This window comes from Streptomyces sp. GbtcB7 (assembly GCF_019091445.1).
Taxonomy (GTDB): Bacteria; Actinomycetota; Actinomycetes; order Streptomycetales; family Streptomycetaceae; genus Streptomyces; species Streptomyces mirabilis.
On sequence record NZ_JAGXJM010000035.1, the window covers coordinates 71,188 to 94,701 of the forward strand.

Below are 23,514 nucleotides of genomic sequence, written 5' to 3' on the forward strand. Positions count from 1 at the left end.
GGGACCGGACATCAGGGGAAGAGCCGGTTGAGGAGGGCCGTGCCGAAGACCCGGTGAGGATCGAGCCGGTCGAGGACGGTGGCCGCCTCGTCCCAGCCCGGTCCCACGCCGTCCCGGAAGGAGGCGGGCACCGCGGTGCTGAGCACTTCCTCGTCGTCCCACGCGGCCTCATCCGTATAGCCCCAGCCCTTGGACCACTCGACGCGGGTGAGGGCGTACCCGCCGTCGTACGTCGTCAGCAGGAAGCGCTCCAACTCCCGGTAGAACGCCTCCGCGTCGGGCGTCCCGGGCAGTGTCAGCACGTCCAGCCAGACGGCCGTGTCCCATTCGGGGTGGTCGGCGCGAGGGCGCAGCGCGGACAGCAGTGGCGCACGGGCGCCCGCCGAGTCGGCGTCGGACGGGTGGTCGAGGCCGGTCACCCTGATTTCCACCTGCCCGTTGACGGGGTGGCGACCCTGGGCGGCGTAGGCGGTGAGGCGCTCGCGGAAGAAGGCCGTGAACTCGGCGATGACGCGCTGCACTTCGGCACGCGAGGTGAGCACCGCGTACCCGTTGGCGGTCACCCGCAGTGTGGTGGGCCTGATGTAGAGCAGCGTGTTCTTCGACGGTCCCCAGAGGTCGGCCGACAGGGTGGCGGTCAGTCCCACGGTCGCCGCGGTGAGCTGCGCGGAGCCCAGGAGCGGGGCCAGATACCAGGCCGCGTCGGCCACCATGCGTCCGGCGAGATCGGCGACGACGGTGGGGATGTTGTCCGAGAAGGGGTAGTTGTACGGCGCCCCCACGTGGCGGGAGGCCGGCGGCCGGGCGGGGGCGACACTCCAGACCTTCAGCCAGGGGTGCTCGGTGAACGCGAACCAGATCGCCTCCGCACGCCCCGACTCGTCCAGGAAGCTCGCGAAGGTGCGCCGGCCCTCGGGGCCGCCCGGCGCCGCGAAGAGTTCGGCGGCCGGGATGTCGGTTCGGCTGACGCAGCGCAGATGGGTGTTGGCGCCCACGCGCAGCGTCACCTCGGTGACCAGAGCGCGGCCGAGATGCGTGAGGAGCGCCGCACCGTCGGGGTCGTCCCTCTCGTACGTCCGCAGGACATAGGCGTCGCTGTCCGCGTCCCACACCACCGCCGTGAGGGACAGGACGAGATTGCTGAGCGAGCCGTAGGTGTGCCCGGGCAGTCTGCTCTCGCCGTGGGCCGGAACGGCCGTGCCGTGCGCGTCGACGGCCAGGGCGCCGCCGAGCGTCAGGTCGCCGGGCGCGGGCGTCGCCGTGAGGCCGAGGCCGTGGTCCTCCAGATGACCGAGCAGCGCTTCCAGCGTGACGCCGGCAGAGGCTCGTACGACGGCGGGGTCGGTGGACTCCAGGGACACATCGGCGAGATGCCGGGCGGTGTCGACCAGCAGCACGGGAGCGCCCGCCTCGGTCCCCGGGGGGATCGTCAGCGGGGACCAGCCGTGGGAACTGCCCCGGGCGCGCACCGACCAGCCCTGCTTCCAGGCCCAGTTGACCACGGCGACCACCTGGTCCTGGTCGGCCGGAGCGCAGGCCCACAGCCCTGTGGCGGTGATCTCGCCGACCCAGTTGCGGTACGCCGACCGGTAGACGTCGACACCCTCGGGGAAGCCGGGAAGCTCCTGCGCCGCGGCGGCGGGGTCCGGCAGCGCGAGCGGCAGCAGCGCGGTGAGCGAGGCCGCGCTCAGCAGGAACCCCCGACGGGACCAGGGGGTGCGCCCTTCACTTTCTATATGGTCGGTCACGCGGTTCACGGTAGGTGACGGTTGACACGCATCACCTGTCCGTCAAAACGATTCATCCATGTGGGTGAATGACACGCTGTTGCGTCCGCCTGGGGGGCGCGGGCGGGCGCGGGCGGGGTGGGCGTCCTGCGCGGGCGGGTGGAGATGTCAGACTGACGGCATGGACGAGCGTGAATTCGGCAGGTCAGGCCAGAAGGCATCGGTCATCGGTCTCGGTACGTGGCAGCTCGGCGCCGACTGGGGCGACGTGAGCGACGCGGACGCCAAGGCGGTGCTGGAGACGGCGGCGGAGTCGGGGGTGACGTTCTTCGACACCGCTGACGTGTACGGCGACGGGCGCAGCGAGCAGACGATCGCGTCCTTCCTCAGTGGCCGCCCCGACCTGCACGTGATGGTGGCGACGAAGATGGGCCGCCGGGTCGAGCAGATCCCGCAGAACTACGTCCTCGACAACTTCCGCGCGTGGAACGACCGTTCCCGACGCAACCTCGGCGTCGACCGCATCGACCTGGTGCAGCTGCACTGCCCGCCGACCCCCGTCTACTCGTCGGACGAGGTGTTCGACGCGCTGGACACGCTGGTCGAGGAGGAGCGGATCGCCGCGTACGGGGTGAGTGTCGAGACGTGTGACGAGGCGCTGACCGCGATCGCCCGGCCGAACGTGGCGAGCGTGCAGATCATCCTGAACCCGTTCCGCATGAAGCCCCTGCGGCAGGTCCTGCCGGCCGCGCGGGAGGCGGGCGTCGCGATCATCGCCCGCGTTCCGCTGGCCTCCGGGCTGCTCTCTGGCAAGTACACGAAGGACACGGTGTTCGCGGCGGACGACCACCGGACGTACAACCGTCACGGGGAGTCCTTCGACCAGGGCGAGACCTTCTCCGGCGTCGACTTCGTGACCGGCGTCGAGGCGGCGGCCGAGTTCTCCGCGCTCGCCCCGGAGGGCGTCACCCCGGCCCAGCTGGCGCTGCGCTGGATCATCCAGCAGCCCGGAGTGACCACGGTGATCCCGGGCGCCCGTTCGCCCGAACAGGCCCACGCCAACGCGACCGCCGCGAAGCTGTCGGCGCTGCCGACGGAGACGCTGGACGCGATCGAGGAACTCTACGACCGACGGATCAAGGAGCAGGTGGAGGGCCGCTGGTAGCACCCCTCCGGGGGCCGGCCGCGCGACGGGTGCCGTCCGTGGCCCCGGCTCGGCGGGTCGGTGGCCCGGCTCGGCGGGCCGGCCTCGGGGGAGTGCCGTTCGTGGCCTCGGCCCCGCGCCGGTGACTTTCGGGGTGGCCGCCGTCCGCGGCCTCGGCTCCGCGCGGGTCGGCTTCGGGGTGGCCGCCCTTTGCGGCCTCGGCTTTGCGGGAGGTCAGGGGGTGGCGTCGGCGGCCTCGGTCCCTGGGGGTGCCCTCTCGTAGGCGTGGCCTGCCGCTTGAGTGGACCGGATCCGCGGCGCGGCTCCCACCGGACCGGGCCCGCGCGAGCCTGGCCCGTAGCCCTCGGCCGCCCACGAGATCTAATCGGCGGCGATTCGCTGCCGGGCGGCTTCCGGCCCCTCGGCACCTTGTCCTGGACGGAGCTGCCCGTCACAGGGCCTCCGGCGCGGCTGCCTGTCACCGGTTCTCCGGCGGGCCCGTCCGCCCTCCTGGTTCGCCCCCTCGGTTCGTCCTCCGGGCGACAGCCCCACCTACCGACACAAACCTCCCGCACTTCGAGCAGCCACACCCAAGGAGAACGAACGCGATCGCAACGCACTTGTTCGCAACGAACATGTTCGCTACCTTTGTGGGGTGACAGCGACCCGCGTCACCCCTTCCGAAGGAGCGACACCTTGTCCACTCACCACCCCATCGCCGTCGTCGGCGCCGGTCTCGGCGGCCTCACCCTCGCCCGCGTACTGCACCTGAACGGCATCGAGTCCGCCGTCTTCGACCTGGACGCCTCACCCACCGCCCGCACGCAGGGCGGCATGCTGGACATGCACGAGGAATCCGGTCAGGCCGCTCTGCGGGCCGCCGGTCTCCACGAGGAGTTCCGGGCGGTCATCCACGCCGGCGGCGAGGCCATGCGCATCCTCGACCGGAAGGCCACCGTCCGGATGGCGGACGACGGCGAGGGCGGCACACGGCCCGAGGTGGACCGGGGAGTGCTGCGCGACCTCCTCCTCGGCTCCCTGCCCGACGGCACCGTCCGCTGGGGCGCCAAGGTCACCGGCGTACGGACGCTCGAGGACGGCCGGCACGAGGTGACGTTCGCCGACGGGCGGACGATCACCGCCGATCTGCTGATCGGTGCCGACGGTGCCTGGTCGAAGGTGCGGCCACTCGTTTCGGACGCCACCCCCGCCTACCTCGACCTCTCCTTCGTCGAGGCGCACCTCCTCGACGCCGACACCCGGCACCCGGAGAGCGCCGCCGTCGTGGGCAACGGCATGATGTTCGCGCTCGCCGAGGGCCACGGCTTTCTCGCCCACCGCACCCCCGGCGGCTCGCTGCACGTCTACGCCGCGCTGCGCGCGCCCGCCGACTGGGCCACGTCCGGCCCCATCGACTTCACGGACGTCGAAGCGGCCAAGGCGAGTCTCCTGGAGCACTTCGAAGGCTGGGACGAGCGGCTGCGGGCGCTGATCGTCGACGCGGACGGGGCGCTCGTCGCCCGCCCGGTCCACGCCCTGCCGGTCGGGCACCGCTGGGACCGCGTTCCGGGCGTCACCCTGCTCGGAGACGCCGCGCACCTGATGTCCCCGTTCGCCGGCGAGGGCGCCAACCTCGCCATGCTCGACGGCGCCGAACTCGCGACGGCCCTCGCCGCCCACCCGGACGACACCGAGAAGGCCCTGACCGTGTACGAGCAGGCGCTCTTCCCGCGCAGCGGGGCCGCAGCGGCCGCATCGGCGGAGAACCTCGACCTCTGCTTCGCCCCGCACGCACCCCAGCCGCTCGTCGACCAGATGGCCTTCTATCGTGCGGAGGCCGAGACGGCGATGGCGAGCGCGACCGACTGAGGCCACCCGCGGGCCCCGCACGTCCGCGCTCCGCACCCCCGTCCCGCCCGCACCCTTCACCACCTCGTAACCGGCAGTCCGCACACGCCACTTCCGGCGCTCCCGGCCGCCTTCTATCCTCGCGCCCGGACCGGCGCCCGAGGCGGCCAGTCGTCGGGGACAGCCCGGTCCGACCCGTCATCGCACCTCCTCGTCCAACGGAAGGTGACACCACGTATGCGCCCCCAATGGCTGCGCACAGCAAGACGGTTCGGCAGTCGCACCGCGAGCAGGTCCGCCGCGGCGGTCGTGACCACGGCGGTCGTCCTCGCTCTTCCCGGCCCGGTGGACGCGGCCGGCCTCCCGCCCCAGCGGCCGGTCTCCGCCGTGGACCCGCTGATCGGATCGGCGAACGGCGGCAACACCTACCCCGGCGCCACTCTCCCGTACGGGATGATCGCCTGGTCCCCGACCAGCACCACCGGTGATCAGACCAGTACGGGTGCCGCCAACGGCTATCAGTACGACACCACCCGCATCCGGGGGCTGAGCCTCACCCACGTCAACGGCGCCGGCTGCAACCCGGGCGCCGCCGGAGACGTACCGATCATGCCGTTCGTGGGTGACGTGACGTCCTCGCCCTCGGCGGACACCAAGGACGCGGTCTACGCCGCCGACTTCACGCACGCCGAGGAGAAGGCCGTACCCGGGCGTTACACCCTCGGTCTCAGGACGGGCGCCACCGCCGACCTGGCCGTCAGTGAGCGTGCCGGTGTCGCCGACTTCAGCTTCCCGAGCGACCGACCCGCCAACCTGCTCTTCCGCGTCTCCAACTCCCTCAACGGCAGCCAGGACGCGCACGTCGACATCGACACCGCGCACCGCAAGGTGACCGGGTGGGTCCTCACCGGCGCGTTCTGCGGACGCCGCGCCAACGGCGGTACGAACAACCGCAAGAGCTACTACAAGCTGTACTTCAGCGCCTCCTTCGACCGTGCCTTCTCCGACTTCGGTACGTGGAAGGACGGCACGCTGTCGGCGGGTTCGGCCTCCGCCTCGGGAGGCGAGGGGTACGCCACCGGGGCCGACCGCGCGGGCCGAGGTTCCGGCGGATACGTCGGCTTCGACACCAGCTCTGACAACGATGTCCACATGCGCATCGGGATCTCGTACGTCAGTCTCGGCGGCGCCGAGGCCAACCTCCGTGGGGAGATCCCGTCGCACGCGAGCGTCGCTCAGGTGGCCGACGCGGGTGCCCACGCCTGGGACCGCGAACTGAGCACCGTACGCGTCGGGGGCGGAACCTCCGCCCAGCGCACCACCTTCTACACCGCGCTGTACCACGCGTTGATGCAGCCCGACCTGATCAGTGACGCCGATGGCCGGTACTACGGCATGGACGGCGCGGTGCACCGCCTCGCCCGCGGCCAGCGCGCGCAGTACAGCAACTTCTCGGGCTGGGACCAGTACCGCGCCCAGATACAGCTGCTCGCCCTGCTGAAACCGAGGATCGCGGGCGACTTCGCCCAGTCCCTCTACAACTTCGCGCAGCAGAACAACGGGGTCTGGGACCGCTGGGTGCACATCAGCGGCGCCACCCACGTCATGACCGGCGATCCCTCGGCGGCCACCCTGGCCACCTTCTACGCCATGGGCGTGCGCAACTTCGACTACGAGGGCGCCTTCGACTCGCTGGTCCGGCAGGCCACCGTGCCGAACGCCGACGAACTCTCGGACGCGGGCTGCCCCGGACAGTGCGTGGGCCAACGGCCCAATCTCGCCCAGTACTTGACCTCGCACTACGCCGCACAGGACGTCTGCCACTGCTGGGGCGGCGCCGCCGAGACCCTGGAGGACGCCGTCGCCGACTCCGCGCTCGCGCGGTGGGCGAAGCTGCTCGGCCGTGACCAGGAGGCCGCGGTGTTCGCCGAGCGCGGTGCCTACTGGCGCAATGTCTTCAACCCCGCCGCAACGGCCGACGCGGGCTACATCCAGGCCCGCAGGCTCGATGGCTCGTGGGTGGGCCCGTTCAACCCGGGCAGCGACCTCGGCTTCGCCCAGGGCACCAGCGCCACGTACACCTGGATGGTGCCGCAGGACGTCCAGGGTCTGGCGGCCGCGATGGGCGGCCGGGAGAAGGCCGCCGCCCGCCTCGACGGGTTCTTCCACACGGCGGACGGCTCCTGGTCGGTGCGCGGCGGCGACCCGCTGCGCTACGACCCGACCAACGAACCCGGCATCCACGCGCCCTGGCTGTACAACGCCCTCGGACAGCCCTGGAAGACCCAGGCGACGGTGCGGCAGATCCTCAACACCGTGTACGGCACCGGTCCTTCGGGGCTGCCAGGGAACGACGACCTGGGCACCATGTCCGCCTGGTACGTCTTCTCCGCCCTCGGTCTGTATCCCCAGAGCCCGGGCAGCGCCTCGATGCTGCTGGGCGCCCCGCTCTTCCCGAGCGCGGTCGTGGACCGTCCGGGCGGCGCCGACCTCACCATCGCCGCGCCCGGCGCGGACGCCGCGCACCCCTATATCGACGCCGTACGTGTCAACGGGCGGCCCACGCAACGCTCCTGGACGGATGCCGACCTGACGACGAAGGGCGGCAGGATCGCCTTCCGGCTCGCCGAACAGCCCAACATCCAGTGGGCGACCGACCCGTCCGGTCTTCTCCGGTGAAACCGGTGGTCTCCCGGGAACAGGCCGTTCCCGGGAGACCACCGGCACGGCTCACGGCCGTGGAGCCGCGCTGCGCAGTGCCGTGATGCAGGAGCCGATCGCCTGCTGGAGCTCCTCCAGGCGCTGCACCATGTCGTCCTCGTAGATGTCGTCGGCGTCGTCGAAGGTCAGCTCCTCGAAGACCTTCGTGGCCTTCTGCAGGCTGCTGTAGAACTTCGTGCGGCGCTCCTGGACGCGCAGTTCGGGGTCCGCCTCCACGGTCTCGACGACGAGGTTCTTCATGGTGTCGTACGCCTCGGTCGCCCACTCGCCGGTGTCCTCGCCCTCGTCCAGCTCGTCGAGGAGGGAGAGGTGGCGCTCGGCCTCGGAGCGCAGTTCGGCCGGGGCGTCGAGGGTCTGTCCGGCCGGTGTCCTGATCTGGCCCTTCTCCGCGATCTGGCGGACGTAGCCGATCCGGTCGGCCGCCCTGGTCTCGGTGGCGACCGCCTTCTTCAGCTCGTCGGTGCGGGCGATGTCACGGGCCAGCTCGGCCTGCAGCGCCGGGTCCTCCTTCACCCGGTCGAGGAGCGCGGCCCGGGCCGCCTGGGCCGTGGAGGGGTCGGCGAGGATCGCCGCCCGCAGCGCGGTGGGGTTCTCGGCGACCTCCAGGGCCTTGGTGGGGCGGATGCCCTCGGCCGCGGCGGCCTCGGTGATGGCGCTGCCGCGCTCGGAGGAGGCGCTGGAGCGGGACACGTAGTACGTCTGCCACGCCTCGGCGTCCGGCAGCTCGATGTCCTGGCCCGGGACGAGGACTTCGAAGTGCGGGACGAGACCCTCGTCGGCGGCCCTGTCCCACGCCTTGTAATAGCGCATCACCCGTTCGGGGGAGCACCCGGCCAGCTCGGCGAACTCCTTCGCGGACACCTTCGGCGTCTCGTCCGCGGACTGCCCACCGGGACGCACGCTGCGCGCGACCTTCAGGGCGAAGGCCCAGCCGCCGGTTCGCGCATAGGCCCCGAAGTCGCGTGCGTCACACGAGATGGGGTCCAACACGCCCTGGATCGGGGCGGATTGGGCACTCGGATCGAGAACTACGGTCACCGGGAACTCTCCTGGGTAAGACGACGTCTAGATTACAGAGAATGAAGCCTTGGCCGAAGCTTTCGGCCTGGGTCAAGCAGACAACCAAGCACACACACGTGCAATACGGAAACAAGTAAGCCTGAAACGACGCGATGTGATGTCCTTCACCCCGATGTGGCGGAAAGTGATGAATTCCTTACGGTCGCGACACGTAGGGAAGGGGGCAGAACATCGTGAGATGGCGGGAGGAACTTTTGTGCGACCGTTCACCCTCAACTACGCCTTGCCCACAGGGCATTCGGCCGCAATACCCCCGTACCACTTCGACGTGTCCCTGCAACTGAACGTGCTGCCGGACGGCCGCCCGGCCGTCAGCGACCACGCCCTTCTCATGGCCACCGGCACGACCACGTCCACCGCCGGTTCCCAGACGCACTTCGACGACTGACGGCCCCTCACTCACATGACGGTACTCATTCTCACGGCGGAGCAGGACGTCACCGCCGACATGGTCGTGGCCAGGCTGCATGAACAGGGCGTGCCGATGGTGCGCCTGGACCCGGCCGACCTGCCGGGCAAGGCGGTGCTGTCCGCGGACTACGCGCACGGCGACTTCGACGGCTACCTCTCGGTCAACGGCCATGTGCTCAGCATGGGTGGCCTGCGCTCCGTGTGGGTACGCCGTCCGGGTGAACCCGCGGCGCACGCGGCGGAGCCCTCGCCGTGGCTCACCGCGGAGACCAAGCAGGCCCTGTTCGGCATGCTCTACTCCGCCTCCACCCGCTGGATGAACCACCCGCGCCGGGCCGAGCAGGCCCGGCACAAACCCTGGCAGCTGCGGGTCGCCCACAGCAGTGGCTTCGCGGTCCCACCGACCGTGATCACCACCGCTCCCCGGGTGGCCCAGCAGTTCGTGGAGGAGTACCGGCAGGTTGTGGTGAAGTCCGCCTCGGGGCCGCCGCCCGGCGAACCCCCAGTGGCCCTGCCGACCACGCTGATCGGCCCCGACGCGGACTTCTCCGGCGTCGCGGCCGGTCCCGCACTGCTTCAGCAGTACATCCCCAAGCGGGCCGACATCCGGCTCACCTGTATCGGCAACCAACTGTTCGCCGCACGGAAGGTCGCCGAGGCCGGGCAGGTCGACGGGCGCTTCGGCGAGACCGGACACGGCTGGGAGCCCACCCCGGTGCCCGGCCGCATCTCCCGCTCGGTCCAGGAGTACACCGCGTTCACCGGACTCGCGTACGCCGCCTTCGACTTCGCCGAGGACGAGGACGGAGTCTGGTGGTTCCTCGAGGGCAACCAGGGCGGGCAGTTCGGCTTCATCGAACTGGAGACCGGCCAACCCATCTCGGAGGCGGTCGCCCTGTGGCTCTCCCAGCGAAGGCCGGCTGCCAAGGGCCATTGACGCGCGTCGACCCGACCTCGAGGGAGGCCGTCCATACCCGTTTGGCGTGAATGGCGTTGTTGCTCCCGGGCCTTGAGATGAGTAAGCGTTCTCTGTCATGGAACGTGACCGGAGCCCCGAAGCCTTTCCCACCTCCCGTCCCTCCCCGCTTTCCCCGCGCTCCCTTCTCTCTCGTCCTTCCCGTCGTCAACTCCTCGCCGCGGCAGGCGTCGCGGGTGTCGTGGGCGTCTCCTCCACCGCCCTCAGCGCCGCTCCGGCCGCGGCGAGCAGCCGCGCCGCGCTCTCCCTGTCGTTCTCGGAGGCCACCAACGGCGCGGCCACGCTCTCGCCGGCCGGCGACCGGCTGATCGTCGAGATCCAGCATGTGCTGTGGTCGCTCCCACGTACCGGCGGCCGTGCCGTGCCCCTCACCCCGGCCGGCCTCGAACCCGACCGGCCCACGCACTCCCCGGACGGCAAGCTCATCGCGTTCTGCGCCTACCAGGGCGGCGGCTACCACCTGTGGACGATGCGCCCCGACGGCTCGGACGTACGGCAGCGCACCGACGGCCCCTGGGACGACCGCGCCCCGGCCTGGTCCCCGGACGGAACCCGGATCGCCTTCGCCTCCGAGCGGGGCGGCGACCCGGTCGAGGGCAGCCCGTACCGCATCCACGTCCTGGACCTGGAAAGCGGCGAACTGACCCGCGTCACCGGGCTCACCGGTCAGGACGGCCCTCTGCAGGAAGGCCCCTGGGAGGACTTCGACCCCACTTGGTCACCGGACGGCAGGCGCGTCCTCTTCGTCCGCGCGAAGGCCGTCTCCCTGCCCACGGGGCCCGGCCTCGAAGCCCGCACCATCGCCGCGGTACCGGCCGGCGCCGCGGGCCCGGTCGTCGTCGAGCACACGGAGACCACGGCCGCGCAGGTCATGACCCCGGCCCTCGCCCCCGACGGCCGCCGCCTCGCGTACCTCCGCGTCACCGCTGCCCCGAGCGCCTCCTGCACCCTCGTCGTCGACGGCACGCCCGTCGCGCTCGCCGGAGACCTCGCACCCGTGCCGCCACGCTGGACCGCGGCGGGGGAACTGCTCCTCACCGTGGACGGCCGCTTCACCCTCGTACGACCGGAGAATCCGGCGCGGACCGAGCCGATCCCGTTCGAGGGCGAACTGCCGGTGGACCGGCCGCGGTACCGGACCAAGAAGTACGACCTCGGCGAGGAGCGGGTGCGCCCGGCGCGGGGCATCCACCTGCCCGCGCTGTCCCCCGACGGACGGCGCATCGCCTTCGCCGCCCTCAACTCGCTCTGGCTGGCCGGAACCTCGGGCGGGCGGCCGCCCGAACGACTGCGGAAGTCCGGGCCCACCCGCTATCTGCTCGCACCGGTCTGGGCACGCGACGGACGGTCTCTCGTGTACGCCGACGACCGCGACGGACTGCTCGGCGTGTACCGGCGCGATCTCGCCACCGGCGAGGAGACCGCGCTCGCCACGGGCGGGCGGGTCCATCCCGCGCTCTCGCCCGACGGGAAGCGGCTCGCCTGTCTCGACATGACCGGAAGGCTCGTCCTGCGCGATCTGGGCAGCGGTGAGGAACGCGTCCTGGTGACCCCGCTCGGCGGCGGCGGGCTGCCCGGCCGCCCCAGCTGGTCGCCCGACGGCAGATACCTCGCGCTGTGCGACCGCAACCGCCTCAACCTCCGCTTCCGCGAGGGCTACAACGTCATCCGGGTCGTCGACACCACGACCGGCACCGACCGCCTCCACGCCGTCGCACCCCACGTCTGCATCGCCGACCGCTACGACTCCGGACCCGTCTGGTCGCCCGACGGACGCTGGATGGCGGTCGTCGTCGAGTCCGCGCTGTGCCTGCTGCCCGTCGCCCCCGACGGCACCCCGACCGGCGCCCCGCGCACCCTCGCCACCGAACCCGCCGACCACCCCTCCTGGTCCGGCGACTCGAAAACCGTCCTGTACCTCTCGGCCGGCCGCCTGCGGCTCATCGGCATCGACGGGCACGGCCGCCGCACCGTCCGGGTCCCGCTCGACCAGCACCGGCCCGCACCCGCCGACACGGTGGTGCACGCCGGGCGCCTGTGGGACGGCACCGGCGAGTCGGTCAGGGACGACGTGGACATCGTCGTACGCGGCGGACGCGTCGCCGAAGTCGCGCCGCACCGGGCCCGCGGCCGTGGCGCCCTCCGCGGGATCGACGCCTCGAACCGCACCGTGATCCCCGGGCTGTGGGACACCCACACCCACCCCTGGCAGAGCACCTACGGAGGCCGCCAGACCGTCGGACAACTGACCTACGGGATCACGACGGCCGTCTCCCTGGGCGGATTCGCCTACGAGCAGGCCCGCATCCGCGAGGCGGTGGCCGTCGGTCAGCTCGCCGGACCCCGCCTGCTGACCAGCGGCGAACTGCTCGACGGCTCGCGGGTCGCCTACAGCATGGGGCGCGCCCACCGCACGAGGGACGGTCTGCGGAGGTCGCTGGAGCGGGGTGCGGCCCTCGACTGGGACTTCGTCAAGACCTATGTACGAGCCCCGAGTTGGGTGATGGAGGAAGCGGCGCGATTCGCGCACGAACGGCTCGGGGTGCGCTCGGGAAGCCATCTCCTGTCACCAGGCGTCCAGAACGGACAGGACCTGACGACCCATCTGCTGGCCACCCAGCGCGGGGAGTTCGGGCACGCGGTGAGCGCGACCGGACGGGCCTACGAGGACGTCGTGGAGATCTACACCGGGCAGGGCGCCAACTTCGCCCTCGTCGCCACGCCGTTCACCTCCGCGCCGCTGCTCGGCGCCGATCCGGGGCTCGCCGACGACACCCGCGTCACCGTCGTCATGCCCCCGTGGGACTCCGCCGCCGTACGGCGGTCCGCGGGCGTGCCGCCCACCGCGGCCCAACTGGCCACCCTGCGCACCGAGACGGACGTCTACCGGCGGGTGCTGGCCGCGGGCGGTCTCGTCGCGCTCGGCACGGACCAGCCGCTCGTACCGGTCGGGCTCTCCCTGCACCTGGGTCTGCGCGCCCTGCACCGCGGCGGGCTGTCCCCGGCCGGGGCGCTGCGCACCGCGACCGTCCTGCCGGCCCGCCTCTTCGGCCTCGACGGCGACCTCGGCACCGTGGAGCCGGGGAAACTCGCCGATCTCACGGTGGTGGACGGCGATCCCTTCGAGGACTTCGACACCCTCGTCCGCACGGTGTCGGTGCTGAGGGGCGGAACGCCGTACGTGACGCAGGACCTGGTGGCCGCCTTCGAGCCGCCGTCGAAGGTCTCGGCGTCGGCGTCCGCATCGGCATCGGAGCGGTGGCGCGACGCGACCGAGGACGACTGGCTCGAAGTGGGGCGGCTGATGCGCAGGGACGGCTGTTGCCATACGGGTTCACTGTGATCCGCCCTTGAAGGTCCGCAGGAAGGTGGTCAGGGCGGCCCGGTCGGCGGTGGTGTCCCAGTCGGCGGCCGGGGTCGTCCACCTGAGCGAGAAGCCCTCGTGGTCACCGATGAGGTAGCCGCGCCCGAACGTGCGCTCACGGACCCCGTCGTTCGTCGACAGCCACTCCATGTCCGCACCCTTGTAGCCCTGGTAGGTGACGGCGCGGATGTCACCCAGCCGTTCGTACGCGATGGAGTCGCCGCGCAGCGAGGTGTCCACCTCGCGCCAGACCGCGACGGGGTCCGAGGTGAGCTGGGTGCTGTAGGTGACGACCAGCGTGCGCGGGTCGCCGCTCGCGCCGAGCGTGACCCGATAGGAGCCGTCGGCGGAACTCTCGGTCCGTACCGGCTTCCAGCCCTTGGGCAGTTCGACGGAGAAGCCCTGGGGCGCGGTGTAGCGGAAGAAGCCGGTCGGCGGATCCTCGGTGAGGGTGTGGGACGGCGAAGGGGAGGCGGAAGCGGATGAGGAAGAAGATGGAGAGGGGGACGTCGACGGGGCCTGCTGGGCAACGGTGCTGCTGGGCGAGGCGCTCGGCGTGGGGGACGGTGTGGCGGAAACCCTGGGGGACGGCGCGGGACCGGACGCGGAGGTGCCGCGCTCGGACAGCCCGCCCGCCGCGGTGAGCCCGGCGAAGCAGACGACCGTCACGGCCAACGCCCCGCCCAGCAGCACCGGGCGGCTGAGGGGCACCTTGCCCCACACCCGCCTCGCCGGCGGGGCGTCGAGGTCCCGGAAGATCGGCAGCGTCTCGGTGGGCATCGAGTCCTCGTCGAGTTCCGCCTTGAGAATGCGCGTGAGCGCCTCCCGTACGACGGACTCGGGCACCCGCTCCACCGGATCCCTGCGCAGGAGCCCCTGAATGGCCGGACTGAGCGGTCCGGCGCTCAACGGGGCCCGGATGGGCAGCCGTTCGACGGCGCGGAACGTCGCTTCGAGCCCTCCCCGGTCCCGGATGGCCGGCCGGCCCTCGACCATCTCGTACATGATCGCGCCCAGCGCCCACAGGTCCGTGGCCGGTCCACCGCCCTCGCCACGGGCCTGCTCGGGAGAGGCGTACGACGGTGCCGTGACGCGCGGAGAGGCGCTGGCCCCCATCAGCCCGAAGCCGGCCACCGTGACCCCGCCTCGCTCCTCCACCCACACCTGGCCGGGACTGAGGTCGCCGTGTGTGATCCCTTCCTGATGGGCCGCGCCCACGACGTCGAGGACACCGAGCCCGATCCGGGCCGCGCGGACGTAGTCCACCGGGCCGTGCCCGAGGAGCGCGCTCAGCGGAACGCCCTCCGGCCGTGCGGTGACCGTCCACAGGAAGTCCTTGTCCTCGACGACGTCGACGACGACGGACACCCGCCCGGGGCAGACCAGCCCCAGGGCCTCGGACTCCCGGGTGATCCGGACGGCGGTGCGCAGCTCCGCCTCCTCACGGAGATGGGCCGGCAGCCGGGAGCGCGTCAGGGTGACCGGCCGTTCGGACTCGACGTCCTGACCGTGCCAGCCCTCACGCCCCTCCTCGTGGTGGACACCCTCCAGCAGTCGGTATCTTCCGGCGACCAACTCATCCGTGGAGACTTGCACCTTGACCATGGTCATCCCTCGCTGCGCACCGGACTCTCACCTTTCCCGGTTGTACGGCGGGTGTGACGTTGTGTGTTCAAAGGCGGGCGATTCCGGGGCCCCGATTTCCGGAATTCTTTGCGCGTAGCGCACACGTGCGAAGAATTCAGGCCGCATCCCCACTGCCGTTCATCTCACGGTGTCGTCGCGGCCATCGGGCCGGTGACCTTGCCGATGTACGACTCGGCGAAGGTGGCCGCCGCCGCGGGTGAGCCGAGGATCCGTCGGAGGCGGGCTCGCGCGGAACCCGCCCGGAAGGGATCGCCCGAGGAGGGTCCGTGCAGCAACTCCGCGAACCACCGCGAGAATTCCTGGTACTCCCACACCCGCCGCAGACAGGCCGCCGAGTAGCCGCGCAACCCGTCGGCGTCCCCCCTGAGGTAGTAGGCGACGAGCGCGTCGCCCAGCAGCAGGGCGTCGTGCAGCGCGAGGTTCATGCCCTTCGCGGCGATCGGCGCGACGAGGTGCGCGGAGTCGCCGGCCAGGAACAGCCGCCCGTACGTCATCGGCTCCACGACGTAGCTGTGCATGTCGAGGACGCGTTTCTCGATCAGCGGCCCCTCGGTGAGCGCCGGGGCTCCGGCGGCCGACAGCCGGGCGTGCAGCTCCGACCAGACGCGGTCGTGCGACCAGTTCTCCGGGTCCTCACCGGGCGCCACCTCCAGGTAGTAGCGGGTGACCTCGGGGCTGCGGGCCATATGGGCGCCGAATCCGCGCGGGTGGACACCGAAGACGACGCAGTCGCTGGACGGCGGTGCCTCGGCGAGGAGCGCGAGCCAGCCGACCCCGTAGTCGTACCGGGCCACCGTGCCCCGGTCCGGGGCCACATGGGCGCGGGTCACTCCGCGCGCGCCGTCGCAGCCGGCGACGATGTCGCAGTCGATCCGCCGGCGCTCACCCGTCTGCGGATCGGTGTAGAGCACCGTCGGGCGGTCGCCGTCGACGCCGTGCAGGGCGACGTCCCGCACACCGAAAAGGATCTCGCCGCCCTTCACGTCGGCGTACTCGCGCACCAGGTCCGTCACCAGCAGCGGCTGCGGATAGACGAAGTGCCGGTCCCCGGTCAGCGCGGCGTACCGGAAGCGGTGCTGCTCGCCGTCGATCCGGAACTCGCACTCGCTGTGCGCCTGCGCCCGCTCCACCAGCCGGTCGGCCAGCCCCCGATGACGCAGCGCCCGCACCGCCCACTCCTCGATGAATCCGGCGCGGGGCCGCTGTTCGACGAACTCCCGGCTCTCGGTCTCCAGGACCACGCAGTCGACGGACGCGGCCCGCAGGATGTTGGCGACGGTGAGTCCGGCAGGTCCCGCACCGATGATGACGACGGGGACGCGCGGCGCCGGCGCGGATGTGGGGGAGGGGTTGATCATTTCGGCATTATGGCGGCGATCCGACAAGCCCTCACAGCGCCTGCGCAACCCTCTGACACGGCCCGCACAACCCCTCCGCCCCTGCCCGCACAACCCCTCCGCCCGGGCCCGCGCCGACCTGTCGCGGCGTCCCCGGGTACGGCTCAGGCGCGCGCCACGAACTCCCAACTCCCGTGCGGCACCGCGTACACGACGAACCCCGGCTCTGAGCGCACCCACTTCGCACCGGCCGGCGACGCGACGGCCGATCGGTCGGCCGCGGGCACATGCACCTCTGCCGTCGCCCCGACCGGTACTCCCACCGACAGCCGCGTCGTCCCGTCCACGACGGACCACGCCGCCGCCGCTCGGCCGCGCACGGTCCGCACCGAGGTACGGGCCCAGTCCACACCCGTACGGCCGTCCGGGCGAACCGTGAAGGTGCGGTAGCCCGCGTCGCCGGGGCGCAGGCCCGCCACGTTCTCGTAGAGCCACTGCACCACGGTGCCCAGGAAGTAGTGGTCCCGGGAGCGGGAGTCGAGCGGCCACATCTCCCACATGGTGTCGGCGCCGTTGTCGAACCAGTACCCCCAACCGGGGTAGGTGCGCTGGGTGGCGAGGGCGTGGGCCACCTCGGGATGCCCCTGGGCCGAGAGCTCGCGCAGCAGCACGCTGGTGCCCAGCGCCCCCGTGTTGAGGTGGTTGCCACGCCGTGCGATGTCGGCCAGGAGCGAGTCGACCACGCTCGCCCGGGCGCCGGGCGGGACGAGCCCGAAGGCCAGCGGGAGGCAGTTGCTGGTCTGGCGGTAGTCGGGGTCCTTCGCCGTGCGGTAGTGGCCGTCCGCGCCGAGGAACGCCGCGTTGAACGCCTCCTTCAACGCGTCGGCCGTCTTGCGGTAGCGGGCCGCCACCTCGGTGTCGCCCAGCAGGTCGGCCAGTTCCGCGGTCCCGGTGAGCGCGCGGTGCAGATAGGCCGTGGCGGTCAGCCTGGTGTCCTCGGGCGGGTTGCCGCCGTAGCCCGGCGGCAGCCAGTCGCCGAGCGCGGTCACCGCAAGGCCGTCCTGGAGACGCCCGATCTCCCAGTCCAGGTAGCGGACGAGCGGCGCCCAGTGGTCACGGGCGAGCCGTTCGTCCCCGTACACGCGGTACATCTCCCGCAGCAGGAAGGGGTACACCGTCGTCCACTCGGGAGCGGGAGCCAGATCGTGGTAGCCCCAGCCGCCGCTCGGCACGATCACCGGCAGCTGTCCTTCGGCGTTCTGACTGTCTCTCAGGTCGCCGAGCCACTTCGTCAGGAAGCGGTGCACACCGAAGGCGTACGTCATCACGGGCGCGCCGAGCTGCGCGTCGCCGGTCCAGCCGTTCTTCTCGTACACGGGAGTGTCCGTCGGAATGCCGTGGAGGTTGTTGAGGACGGTGCGGCGCATCGCCCGGTCCAACTGCTCGTAGAACGGTTCGGAGCAGGAGAACGTGCTCGTCGACGCCACCCGCGTGTGCACGACCCGGCCGAGCACCTGCTCGGGCCCCGGCTTCGCGGGCAGCCCGCTGACCTGGACATAACGGAAGCCCTTGTACGAGAACCTGGGCTCCCACACCTCGTCCGCGCCGCCGCCCGCACACACGTACTCGTCCGTCTGGCAGCGGCCCGGCACCAGGTCGTTGCGGGCGAGCACACTCCCGTCGGAGTTCAGCCGCTCCCCGTGGACCAGCCGGACGGTCGTCCCCGCCTCGGCGCGCACGGCCAGCCGGGTCCAGCCGGCGAGCGTCCGCCCCATGTCGACGACGTACACGCCCTGGCTCAACTCACGGATGTCCACCGGGCGTACGGTCTCCGCCACCTCGATCGGGTCGTGCCCCTGAGCGCGCAGGGTGCCCTTGGGCGCGGTCTGCCGCTGGGCCTCCTGCCAGGAGCGGTCGTCGAAGCCGGGGCGCGTCCAGTCCCGGGGTGCCTTGCGCGCGTCGTAGGTCTCGCCCGCGTAGAGGGAGTTGGAGAGGGTCGGTCCGTCGGTGATCCGCCAGGTGCCGTCCGTGGCGACGGTGGTGCGCGAGCCGTCCGGATGGTCGATCTCCAGTTGTGCCAGCAGTCGGGGTTCACCGTGCCAGGGCGCTCGGTTCCAGTTCCACGCGGTGGGGCTGGTCAGACCGAAGAAGCCGCGCCCGAGCGTCACCCCGATCGCGTTGGCACCGCGCCGGACGCGGTCCGTGACGTCGTGCACCGCGTAGAGCACCGTCTCCTCGTAGTCCGTGAAGCCGGGGTCGAGGACCTGACGGCCGACGCGGACTCCGTTGATCTCGGCCTCGTAGTAGGCGAGTCCGCTGATGTGCAGACGGGCGCGCACGACGTCCTTCGGGACGCTGAACGTCCGGCGCAGCAGGGGAGCGGGCTGTTCGGGGACGCTGACGGACACTCCGGTGCCCCAGGGGCCCTGTCCCCAGGGTGCGAGCACGGCGGCCCCGGACCAGCCCGTGTCGTCGAAGTCGGGTCGCTGCCAGCCCTGTTGCTCGCTGTCGACGCAGCGCCAGCCGTCGCCGGTGACGAGTTCGACCGTGTCGCCGGACGTGGTCTCCACGATCAGGCGGAGCAGGAGCCCGCCCGGATTGGCGGACCCGTTGTCGCGGTTGGTCGCGACGGCGGCGACCACGATCCGCCCGCCGCTCGCCCCGCGCACCTGCTCGGTGACCTCGGCGAGATGCCCGGTGCGCCAGGCGTCCGTCTGCTGGGGCTGATACAGGACCTGCTGTCCGTCGACGTAGAGCGTGAAGTCGTCGTCGGCCGTGGCCACCAGTCTCGCCCTGCGCACCTCACTGCCGGTGGGGAGGGTGGTCGCGGTACGGAACCAACGGGGCCCGACGGGGGCGGAACCGGTGGTCGAGCCGGGCGACCAGATCCAGGACGCCCCGTCGAAGCCGGGCGGTTCGGGCAGGGCCGCCGCCCCGATCCAGAATCCCTGCCAGCCGTCCTTTGGCAACGTTGTCTCCCACCAGCGCGGGGCGCTCCACGCCGACGGGCGGCCGTCGCCGTCCCAGACCCTGACCTGCCAGTGGTAGCGGGTACGGGGCCGCAGCGTGGGCCCGGCGTAGGCGATGCCGACGCTGCGGTCCGACTCGACCCGCCCCGAGTCCCAGACCAGGCGCCGCCCCTCGCGCAGGTCCTTCTCGGTGAGCGCCACCCGCACCCGGTACGCGGACTGCCGCGCCCCCCGGCCCGGGGCGGTCAACTCCCAGGTGAGTCGGGGGTGTTCGACCTCGGTGCCGAGCAGCGTCTCGGCGTACTCGACGGTGGTGCGGTCGATGCGCAGACCGCCCTCACGCGAGGCTTCGGCGCTCGATCCGGGGGTCGCGGAGGCGGTGTGGGCGCCCCCGGACCCGAGTGCGACGGTGGCGCCCGCTCCGGCGACGGAGCTGCGCAGGAAGACGCGGCGGTTCCAGTCCTTGGCCATGTGTCGCCCCTCGATGGTGGAGTCGATGGTGAATCAAATGAATTGAAACGTTTCATTCCGCTGGCAACGATCCTACGCATCACGTCTCTTCAGCCTCAAGAGTCCTGCACGCACCTCGTGGACAGACGGCGTCCGGCGACGGAAAGATGCCAAATGCACACAGTGCCCCGCTCCCGTCACCGCCCGAGCCGCCCGGAGGCAGCCTTCATGAGCGCCCGTCCCCTGCCCGCCAGCACCCCCGCCGCCCAGGGGGTGGACGCCGCGGGCATCCACGCTTTCCTCGACGCCGTCGAGGCGGCGCCGGACATCGAACCGCACAGCCTGATGATCCTGCGCCACGGGCACCTCGTGGCCTCCGGCTGGTGGGCGCCCTACACACCCGACCGCCGCCACCTGCTCTACTCGCTCAGCAAGAGCTTCACGTCCACGGCCGCCGGATTCGCCGCCACCGAAGGGCTGTTGCGCCTGGACGACCCCGTGATCTCGTACTTCCCCGAGTTCGAGGCCGACATCACCGACCCGCGCAGCCGCGCCATGCTCGTACGCCATGTGGCCGCCATGGCCAGCGGCCACCTCGAAGAGACCTACGCGACCTCGATCCGACGCGACCGCGACGAGATCGTACGGGGGTTCCTGCTCTTCCCGCCGGACCGGGATCCCGGGACCGTCTTCGCGTACAACCAGCCCTGCACGTACACGCTCGCCGCGATCATCCAGCGCGTGAGCGGCCAGTCGTTGACGGAGTATCTGCGGCCCCGGCTGTTCGACCCACTGGGTATCGGCGAGACGGCCTGGCTCCAACGGCCGCCCGGGCGTGACCTCGGCTTCAGCGGTCTGCACGCCACGACGGACGCGATCGCCCGGCTCGGCCAGTTCTATTTGCAGGACGGTGTCTGGGAGGGGCGGCGGCTGCTCCCGTCCTCATGGATCGCGGAAGCGACCCGCGCGCACGTCTCCACCGCGGACGGTACGCAGGAGGGCGCGCAGTCGGACTGGCAGCAGGGGTACGGATACCAGTTCTGGAGGAGCAGGCACGGGTACCGGGGCGACGGCGCGTACGGGCAGTTCTGTCTCGTCCTGCCCGAGCACGACGCGGTGATCGCGACGACCGCGGCGACCGAGGACATGCAGGGGCTGCTGAACCTGGTGTGGCGCCACCTCCTCCCGGCATTCGGCGCCGAACCGCTCCCGGCCGAACCGCTCCCGGGCACGGCGGACGAGGGCCTGCGCCGCCGCCTCGCGGAGCTGGCCCTGCCGCCCGTCGAGGCGAGCCCCGAGCCGCCCGCGCGGGGCGACGACTGGAGGGGAGCCTTGTTCGCACCGGAGGACGGTGAGTGCCCGCAGCAGCGGACCTTGACGGGCGTCACGGTCAGCGCCGATGCGGACGGGAAGGGCTGGGGCGTGTCGCTCGCGGAGGACGACGAGCTCATCGAGCTGCGGCTCGGCGCCACCGGTTGGACCGTCGACGCGGGCGGTCTGCCCACGGCGGTCAGCGGCGGCTGGACGGACCAGGACACGCTGCGGCTCGACGTGCTGTTCCTGGAGACCCCGCACCGGCTGACCGTGACGTGTTCGCTGCCGGACGGCACCTTCACCGTGCGCTGGCACACGACACCGATCCATGGCGGTCGGCTGCGCTCGCTCCGGGCGCCCGTGGGGGATCGGGTGTGACAGCCGGGACGGGTGGGTTTCCGCCGGGGGCGGGCAGCCGGGTGCCCTTGTCCGGTAGGTGGTGGGCGGTGGATGGCGGGCCGTCGAGGGGAACGGTGTGCCGCTCTCCTCGGCGTCGAGGAGGGGCGTTTCGGCGGCGGACGTGACGGGACACCGTGGCGGCGGTGTGCGGTGATCGTGCGGCTCGCACCGCTCGCGAGTGGCGGCCCGCACGTGCCCAGGGCGCGCGGTGGACGGCGAACTCGCCGAGCGCCCTGCTGTGACCTGAAGTAGCGTGAGGCTACCCGCGCCCGTCCGTCGATGGCCCGCCGAGGCCCGGCAGACGGATCCCGCCCAGCCACCGACCGACAACAGCACCACCACCGGAGTGAAGCAAGCCGGTCGGGCTCGCGTGTGGTCCGCGTGCCGTCCGCGCGCCTGTCACCAGCCCCCGTGACCACCTGCGGGCGGAGCGCTTCGAGATCAGACCGACTCTCCAAGGCAGGGATCCGGATGACTAGCTATCGCGTCGCGCAGGTGACCGCCCCCGGCGGTTCGTTCGAGGTCGTCGAGCGTGAGGTACCGCAGCCGGGCCCCCGACACGTACGGGTCGCCGTCGACGCCTGCGGGGTGTGCCACAGCGACACCTTCTTCGTGAACGCCGGTTTTCCCGGCGTGACGTTCCCGGTGGTCCCCGGGCATGAGATCGCCGGGCGGATCGCGGAGCTCGGCGAGGGGACGGGGGACTGGGGCTGGCAGGTGGGCGACCGGGTGGCGGTGGGCTGGTTCGGCGGCGCGTGCGGCCACTGCACGCCCTGTCGGCAGGGCGACTTCATCGTCTGCGAGAACCTGCAGGTCCCCGGATGGGCGTACGACGGTGGATACGCGGAGACGGCGGTCGTGCCCGTGGACGCGCTGGCCCGGATCCCCGACGCACTGGCGGCCACCGACGCGGGGCCCCTGGCCTGCGCGGGCGTGACCGTGTACAACGGCCTGCGGCGCAGCTCGGCGAGGCCGGGTGACCTGGTCGCCGTTCTCGGCATCGGCGGCCTCGGACACCTGGGGGTGAAGTACGCGGCCGCGATGGGTTTCGAGACCGTGGCCATCGCCCGCGGTGCCGACAAGGCCGACTTCGCCAAGCAGCTCGGCGCGCACCACTACATCGACAGCACGGCCGGCACTCCGGTCGCCGAGGCGCTTCAGTCCCTCGGGGGTGCACAGGTCGTCCTGGCCACCGCGTCGAACTCCGCCGCCATCACCGCGACCGTGGACGGTCTGCGTCCCCGCGGTGAGCTGGTGGTCATCGGCGTGGACGCGGAGCCGCTCGGCATCACCCCGGCCCAGCTGCTGCTGGCGGGCAAGGTCGTCAGCGGCCACCCGAGCGGCACCTCGCAGGACATCCAGGACACCATGGAGTTCAGCGCCCTGCACGGCATCCGTCCGATGACCGAGGTCGTGACGCTGGGCGAGACCGACGAGGCGTACCAGAAGATGCTCTCCGGTGCCGCCCGCTTCCGGATGGTGCTCACCATGAGCTGACACGGCGGCTCAGCGGCCCGGGTGGCGTTCGACGAAGTGGTCCAGGACCTCCGGGGACGGTCGCGGCGGACCCTCCCGTCGGGCGAGGGCGGTGGCCTCGGCGAGGGAGGCGGCGCCCCTCTTGCCGAGCAGGCGCTCGCACCAGGACCACCGCGTCCCGTACGACGGCGGAGGGGCGGCCGGGCCGGCGCAGCACCCGTGGTATCCGTCGCGCTGCACCTGCCACAGCGGCCGCGGCCGTAGGGGATCAGGCCGACGTGACGGCCCCGGTGGCGCAGCGCCCACGTGACCCCGTCGCGGAAACCCGCGGGCGCACCCGCTCGGAGTGGAACCAGCCCTGGCGGAAGCGCTGCCCCTCGGTGTCCGAGTCGGCGTCCTCGGACGTACTGGACGGCGATCTGCTGTCCGTCGACTTCTACGACGTCACGCGACTTCTACGACGTCACGTCGGTCGAGGTCGGCCGGACCGTGTTCGACGGGCGGATCGCCTTCGCGCGCGGGACACGCTCCACGGCCGATCCTCACCGCCTGGACCTAGCCGACGGACGTCATGTGCGTCAACTCCCTTTACCTGGCTGGCAATTAATCGACCGCACATTGGTCCCGTCGCCGGGCGTGGCCTAGCATCGG

14 protein-coding genes are annotated in these 23,514 nt (G+C 71.8%); 8 read left to right on the forward strand and 6 right to left on the reverse strand.

The window, feature by feature from the left end:
* Nucleotides 1-11: 11 nt before the first annotated feature.
* Nucleotides 12-1,748 (reverse strand): cholesterol oxidase substrate-binding domain-containing protein, encoded by a 1,737-nt coding sequence (locus KVT44_RS42060; protein ID WP_308314255.1) that lies wholly within the window; start codon nucleotides 1,746-1,748, stop codon nucleotides 12-14.
* 160 nt (nucleotides 1,749-1,908) lie between these two features.
* Between KVT44_RS42060 and KVT44_RS42065 the strand changes: the two genes are divergently transcribed.
* From KVT44_RS42065 to KVT44_RS42075, 3 genes are all read left to right on the forward strand, one after another.
* Nucleotides 1,909-2,892, forward strand: a complete 984-nt coding sequence (locus KVT44_RS42065) for an aldo/keto reductase (RefSeq protein WP_190170614.1) — start codon at nucleotides 1,909-1,911, stop codon at nucleotides 2,890-2,892.
* A gap of 675 nt (nucleotides 2,893-3,567) precedes the next feature.
* A complete protein-coding gene (locus KVT44_RS42070) occupies nucleotides 3,568-4,740 on the forward strand; it encodes an NAD(P)/FAD-dependent oxidoreductase (protein ID WP_217573173.1) in 1,173 nt (390 codons plus the stop codon).
* Nucleotides 4,741-4,956: 216 nt separating this feature from the next.
* Nucleotides 4,957-7,398, forward strand: a complete 2,442-nt coding sequence (locus KVT44_RS42075; RefSeq protein ID WP_217573175.1) for a GH92 family glycosyl hydrolase — start codon at nucleotides 4,957-4,959, stop codon at nucleotides 7,396-7,398.
* Nucleotides 7,399-7,449: 51 nt separating this feature from the next.
* Here KVT44_RS42075 and KVT44_RS42080 read toward each other — a convergent pair whose 3' ends face one another.
* A complete protein-coding gene (locus KVT44_RS42080; protein ID WP_217573176.1) occupies nucleotides 7,450-8,478 on the reverse strand; it encodes a hypothetical protein in 1,029 nt (342 codons plus the stop codon).
* A gap of 238 nt (nucleotides 8,479-8,716) precedes the next feature.
* On the opposite strand from KVT44_RS42080, the gene tgmA reads away from it, so the two are divergent.
* The 3 genes from tgmA to KVT44_RS42095 all read left to right on the forward strand — a co-directional run bounded on the left by tgmA (nucleotide 8,717) and on the right by KVT44_RS42095 (nucleotide 13,250).
* Nucleotides 8,717-8,908 carry a putative ATP-grasp-modified RiPP gene (tgmA, locus tag KVT44_RS42085; RefSeq protein ID WP_060896220.1) on the forward strand — a complete coding sequence of 64 codons (192 nt, stop codon included), beginning with the start codon at nucleotides 8,717-8,719 and terminating at the stop codon, nucleotides 8,906-8,908.
* Between the two features lie 15 nt (nucleotides 8,909-8,923).
* Complete coding sequence (gene tgmB / locus KVT44_RS42090) at nucleotides 8,924-9,868, forward strand: ATP-grasp ribosomal peptide maturase (protein WP_060896219.1); 945 nt, start codon at nucleotides 8,924-8,926, stop codon at nucleotides 9,866-9,868.
* A 220-nt stretch (nucleotides 9,869-10,088) separates the two neighbouring features.
* Entirely contained in the window at nucleotides 10,089-13,250 is a 3,162-nt protein-coding gene (locus KVT44_RS42095) for an amidohydrolase family protein (protein ID WP_308314256.1), read from the forward strand.
* On the opposite strand, the gene KVT44_RS42100 is transcribed toward KVT44_RS42095, so the two are convergent.
* The 3 genes from KVT44_RS42100 to KVT44_RS42110 form a co-directional block, all read right to left on the reverse strand.
* Nucleotides 13,242-14,876: a serine/threonine protein kinase gene (locus KVT44_RS42100; protein WP_308314257.1), complete on the reverse strand. Its 1,635-nt coding sequence runs from the start codon at nucleotides 14,874-14,876 to the stop codon at nucleotides 13,242-13,244. The genes KVT44_RS42095 and KVT44_RS42100 overlap by 9 nt on opposite strands.
* Before the next feature lie 164 nt (nucleotides 14,877-15,040).
* Nucleotides 15,041-16,276, reverse strand: a complete 1,236-nt coding sequence (locus KVT44_RS42105) for a 4-hydroxybenzoate 3-monooxygenase (protein ID WP_099918872.1) — start codon at nucleotides 16,274-16,276, stop codon at nucleotides 15,041-15,043.
* Nucleotides 16,277-16,419: 143 nt separating this feature from the next.
* Entirely contained in the window at nucleotides 16,420-19,695 is a 3,276-nt protein-coding gene (locus tag KVT44_RS42110) for a family 78 glycoside hydrolase catalytic domain (RefSeq protein WP_217573183.1), read from the reverse strand.
* A 207-nt stretch (nucleotides 19,696-19,902) separates the two neighbouring features.
* On the opposite strand from KVT44_RS42110, the gene KVT44_RS42115 reads away from it, so the two are divergent.
* Nucleotides 19,903-21,366, forward strand: a complete 1,464-nt coding sequence (locus tag KVT44_RS42115; RefSeq protein ID WP_217573185.1) for a serine hydrolase — start codon at nucleotides 19,903-19,905, stop codon at nucleotides 21,364-21,366.
* Between the two features lie 492 nt (nucleotides 21,367-21,858).
* The gene (locus KVT44_RS42120) at nucleotides 21,859-22,884 is read left to right on the forward strand and encodes an alcohol dehydrogenase (RefSeq protein ID WP_217573187.1); all 1,026 of its coding nucleotides are present in this window, start codon (nucleotides 21,859-21,861) and stop codon (nucleotides 22,882-22,884) included.
* A gap of 9 nt (nucleotides 22,885-22,893) precedes the next feature.
* Here KVT44_RS42120 and KVT44_RS42125 read toward each other — a convergent pair whose 3' ends face one another.
* Nucleotides 22,894-23,103 carry a hypothetical protein gene (locus tag KVT44_RS42125; protein WP_190170604.1) on the reverse strand — a complete coding sequence of 70 codons (210 nt, stop codon included), beginning with the start codon at nucleotides 23,101-23,103 and terminating at the stop codon, nucleotides 22,894-22,896.
* Nucleotides 23,104-23,514: the final 411 nt, after the last annotated feature.

What these genes read in the sequence shown, in the direction of transcription:
- KVT44_RS42115 (WP_217573185.1), top strand. Translation starts at nt 19,903, where the DNA reads ATGAGCGCCCGTCCCCTGCCCGCCAGCACCCCCGCCGCCCAGGGGGTG.
- KVT44_RS42075 (WP_217573175.1), top strand. Translation starts at nt 4,957, where the DNA reads ATGCGCCCCCAATGGCTGCGCACAGCAAGACGGTTCGGCAGTCGCACC.
- KVT44_RS42100 (WP_308314257.1), bottom strand. Translation starts at nt 14,876, where the DNA reads ATGGTCAAGGTGCAAGTCTCCACGGATGAGTTGGTCGCCGGAAGATAC.
- KVT44_RS42065 (WP_190170614.1), top strand. Translation starts at nt 1,909, where the DNA reads ATGGACGAGCGTGAATTCGGCAGGTCAGGCCAGAAGGCATCGGTCATC.
- tgmB (WP_060896219.1), top strand. Translation starts at nt 8,924, where the DNA reads ATGACGGTACTCATTCTCACGGCGGAGCAGGACGTCACCGCCGACATG.
- KVT44_RS42120 (WP_217573187.1), top strand. Translation starts at nt 21,859, where the DNA reads ATGACTAGCTATCGCGTCGCGCAGGTGACCGCCCCCGGCGGTTCGTTC.
- KVT44_RS42105 (WP_099918872.1), bottom strand. Translation starts at nt 16,276, where the DNA reads ATGATCAACCCCTCCCCCACATCCGCGCCGGCGCCGCGCGTCCCCGTC.
- KVT44_RS42110 (WP_217573183.1), bottom strand. Translation starts at nt 19,695, where the DNA reads ATGGCCAAGGACTGGAACCGCCGCGTCTTCCTGCGCAGCTCCGTCGCC.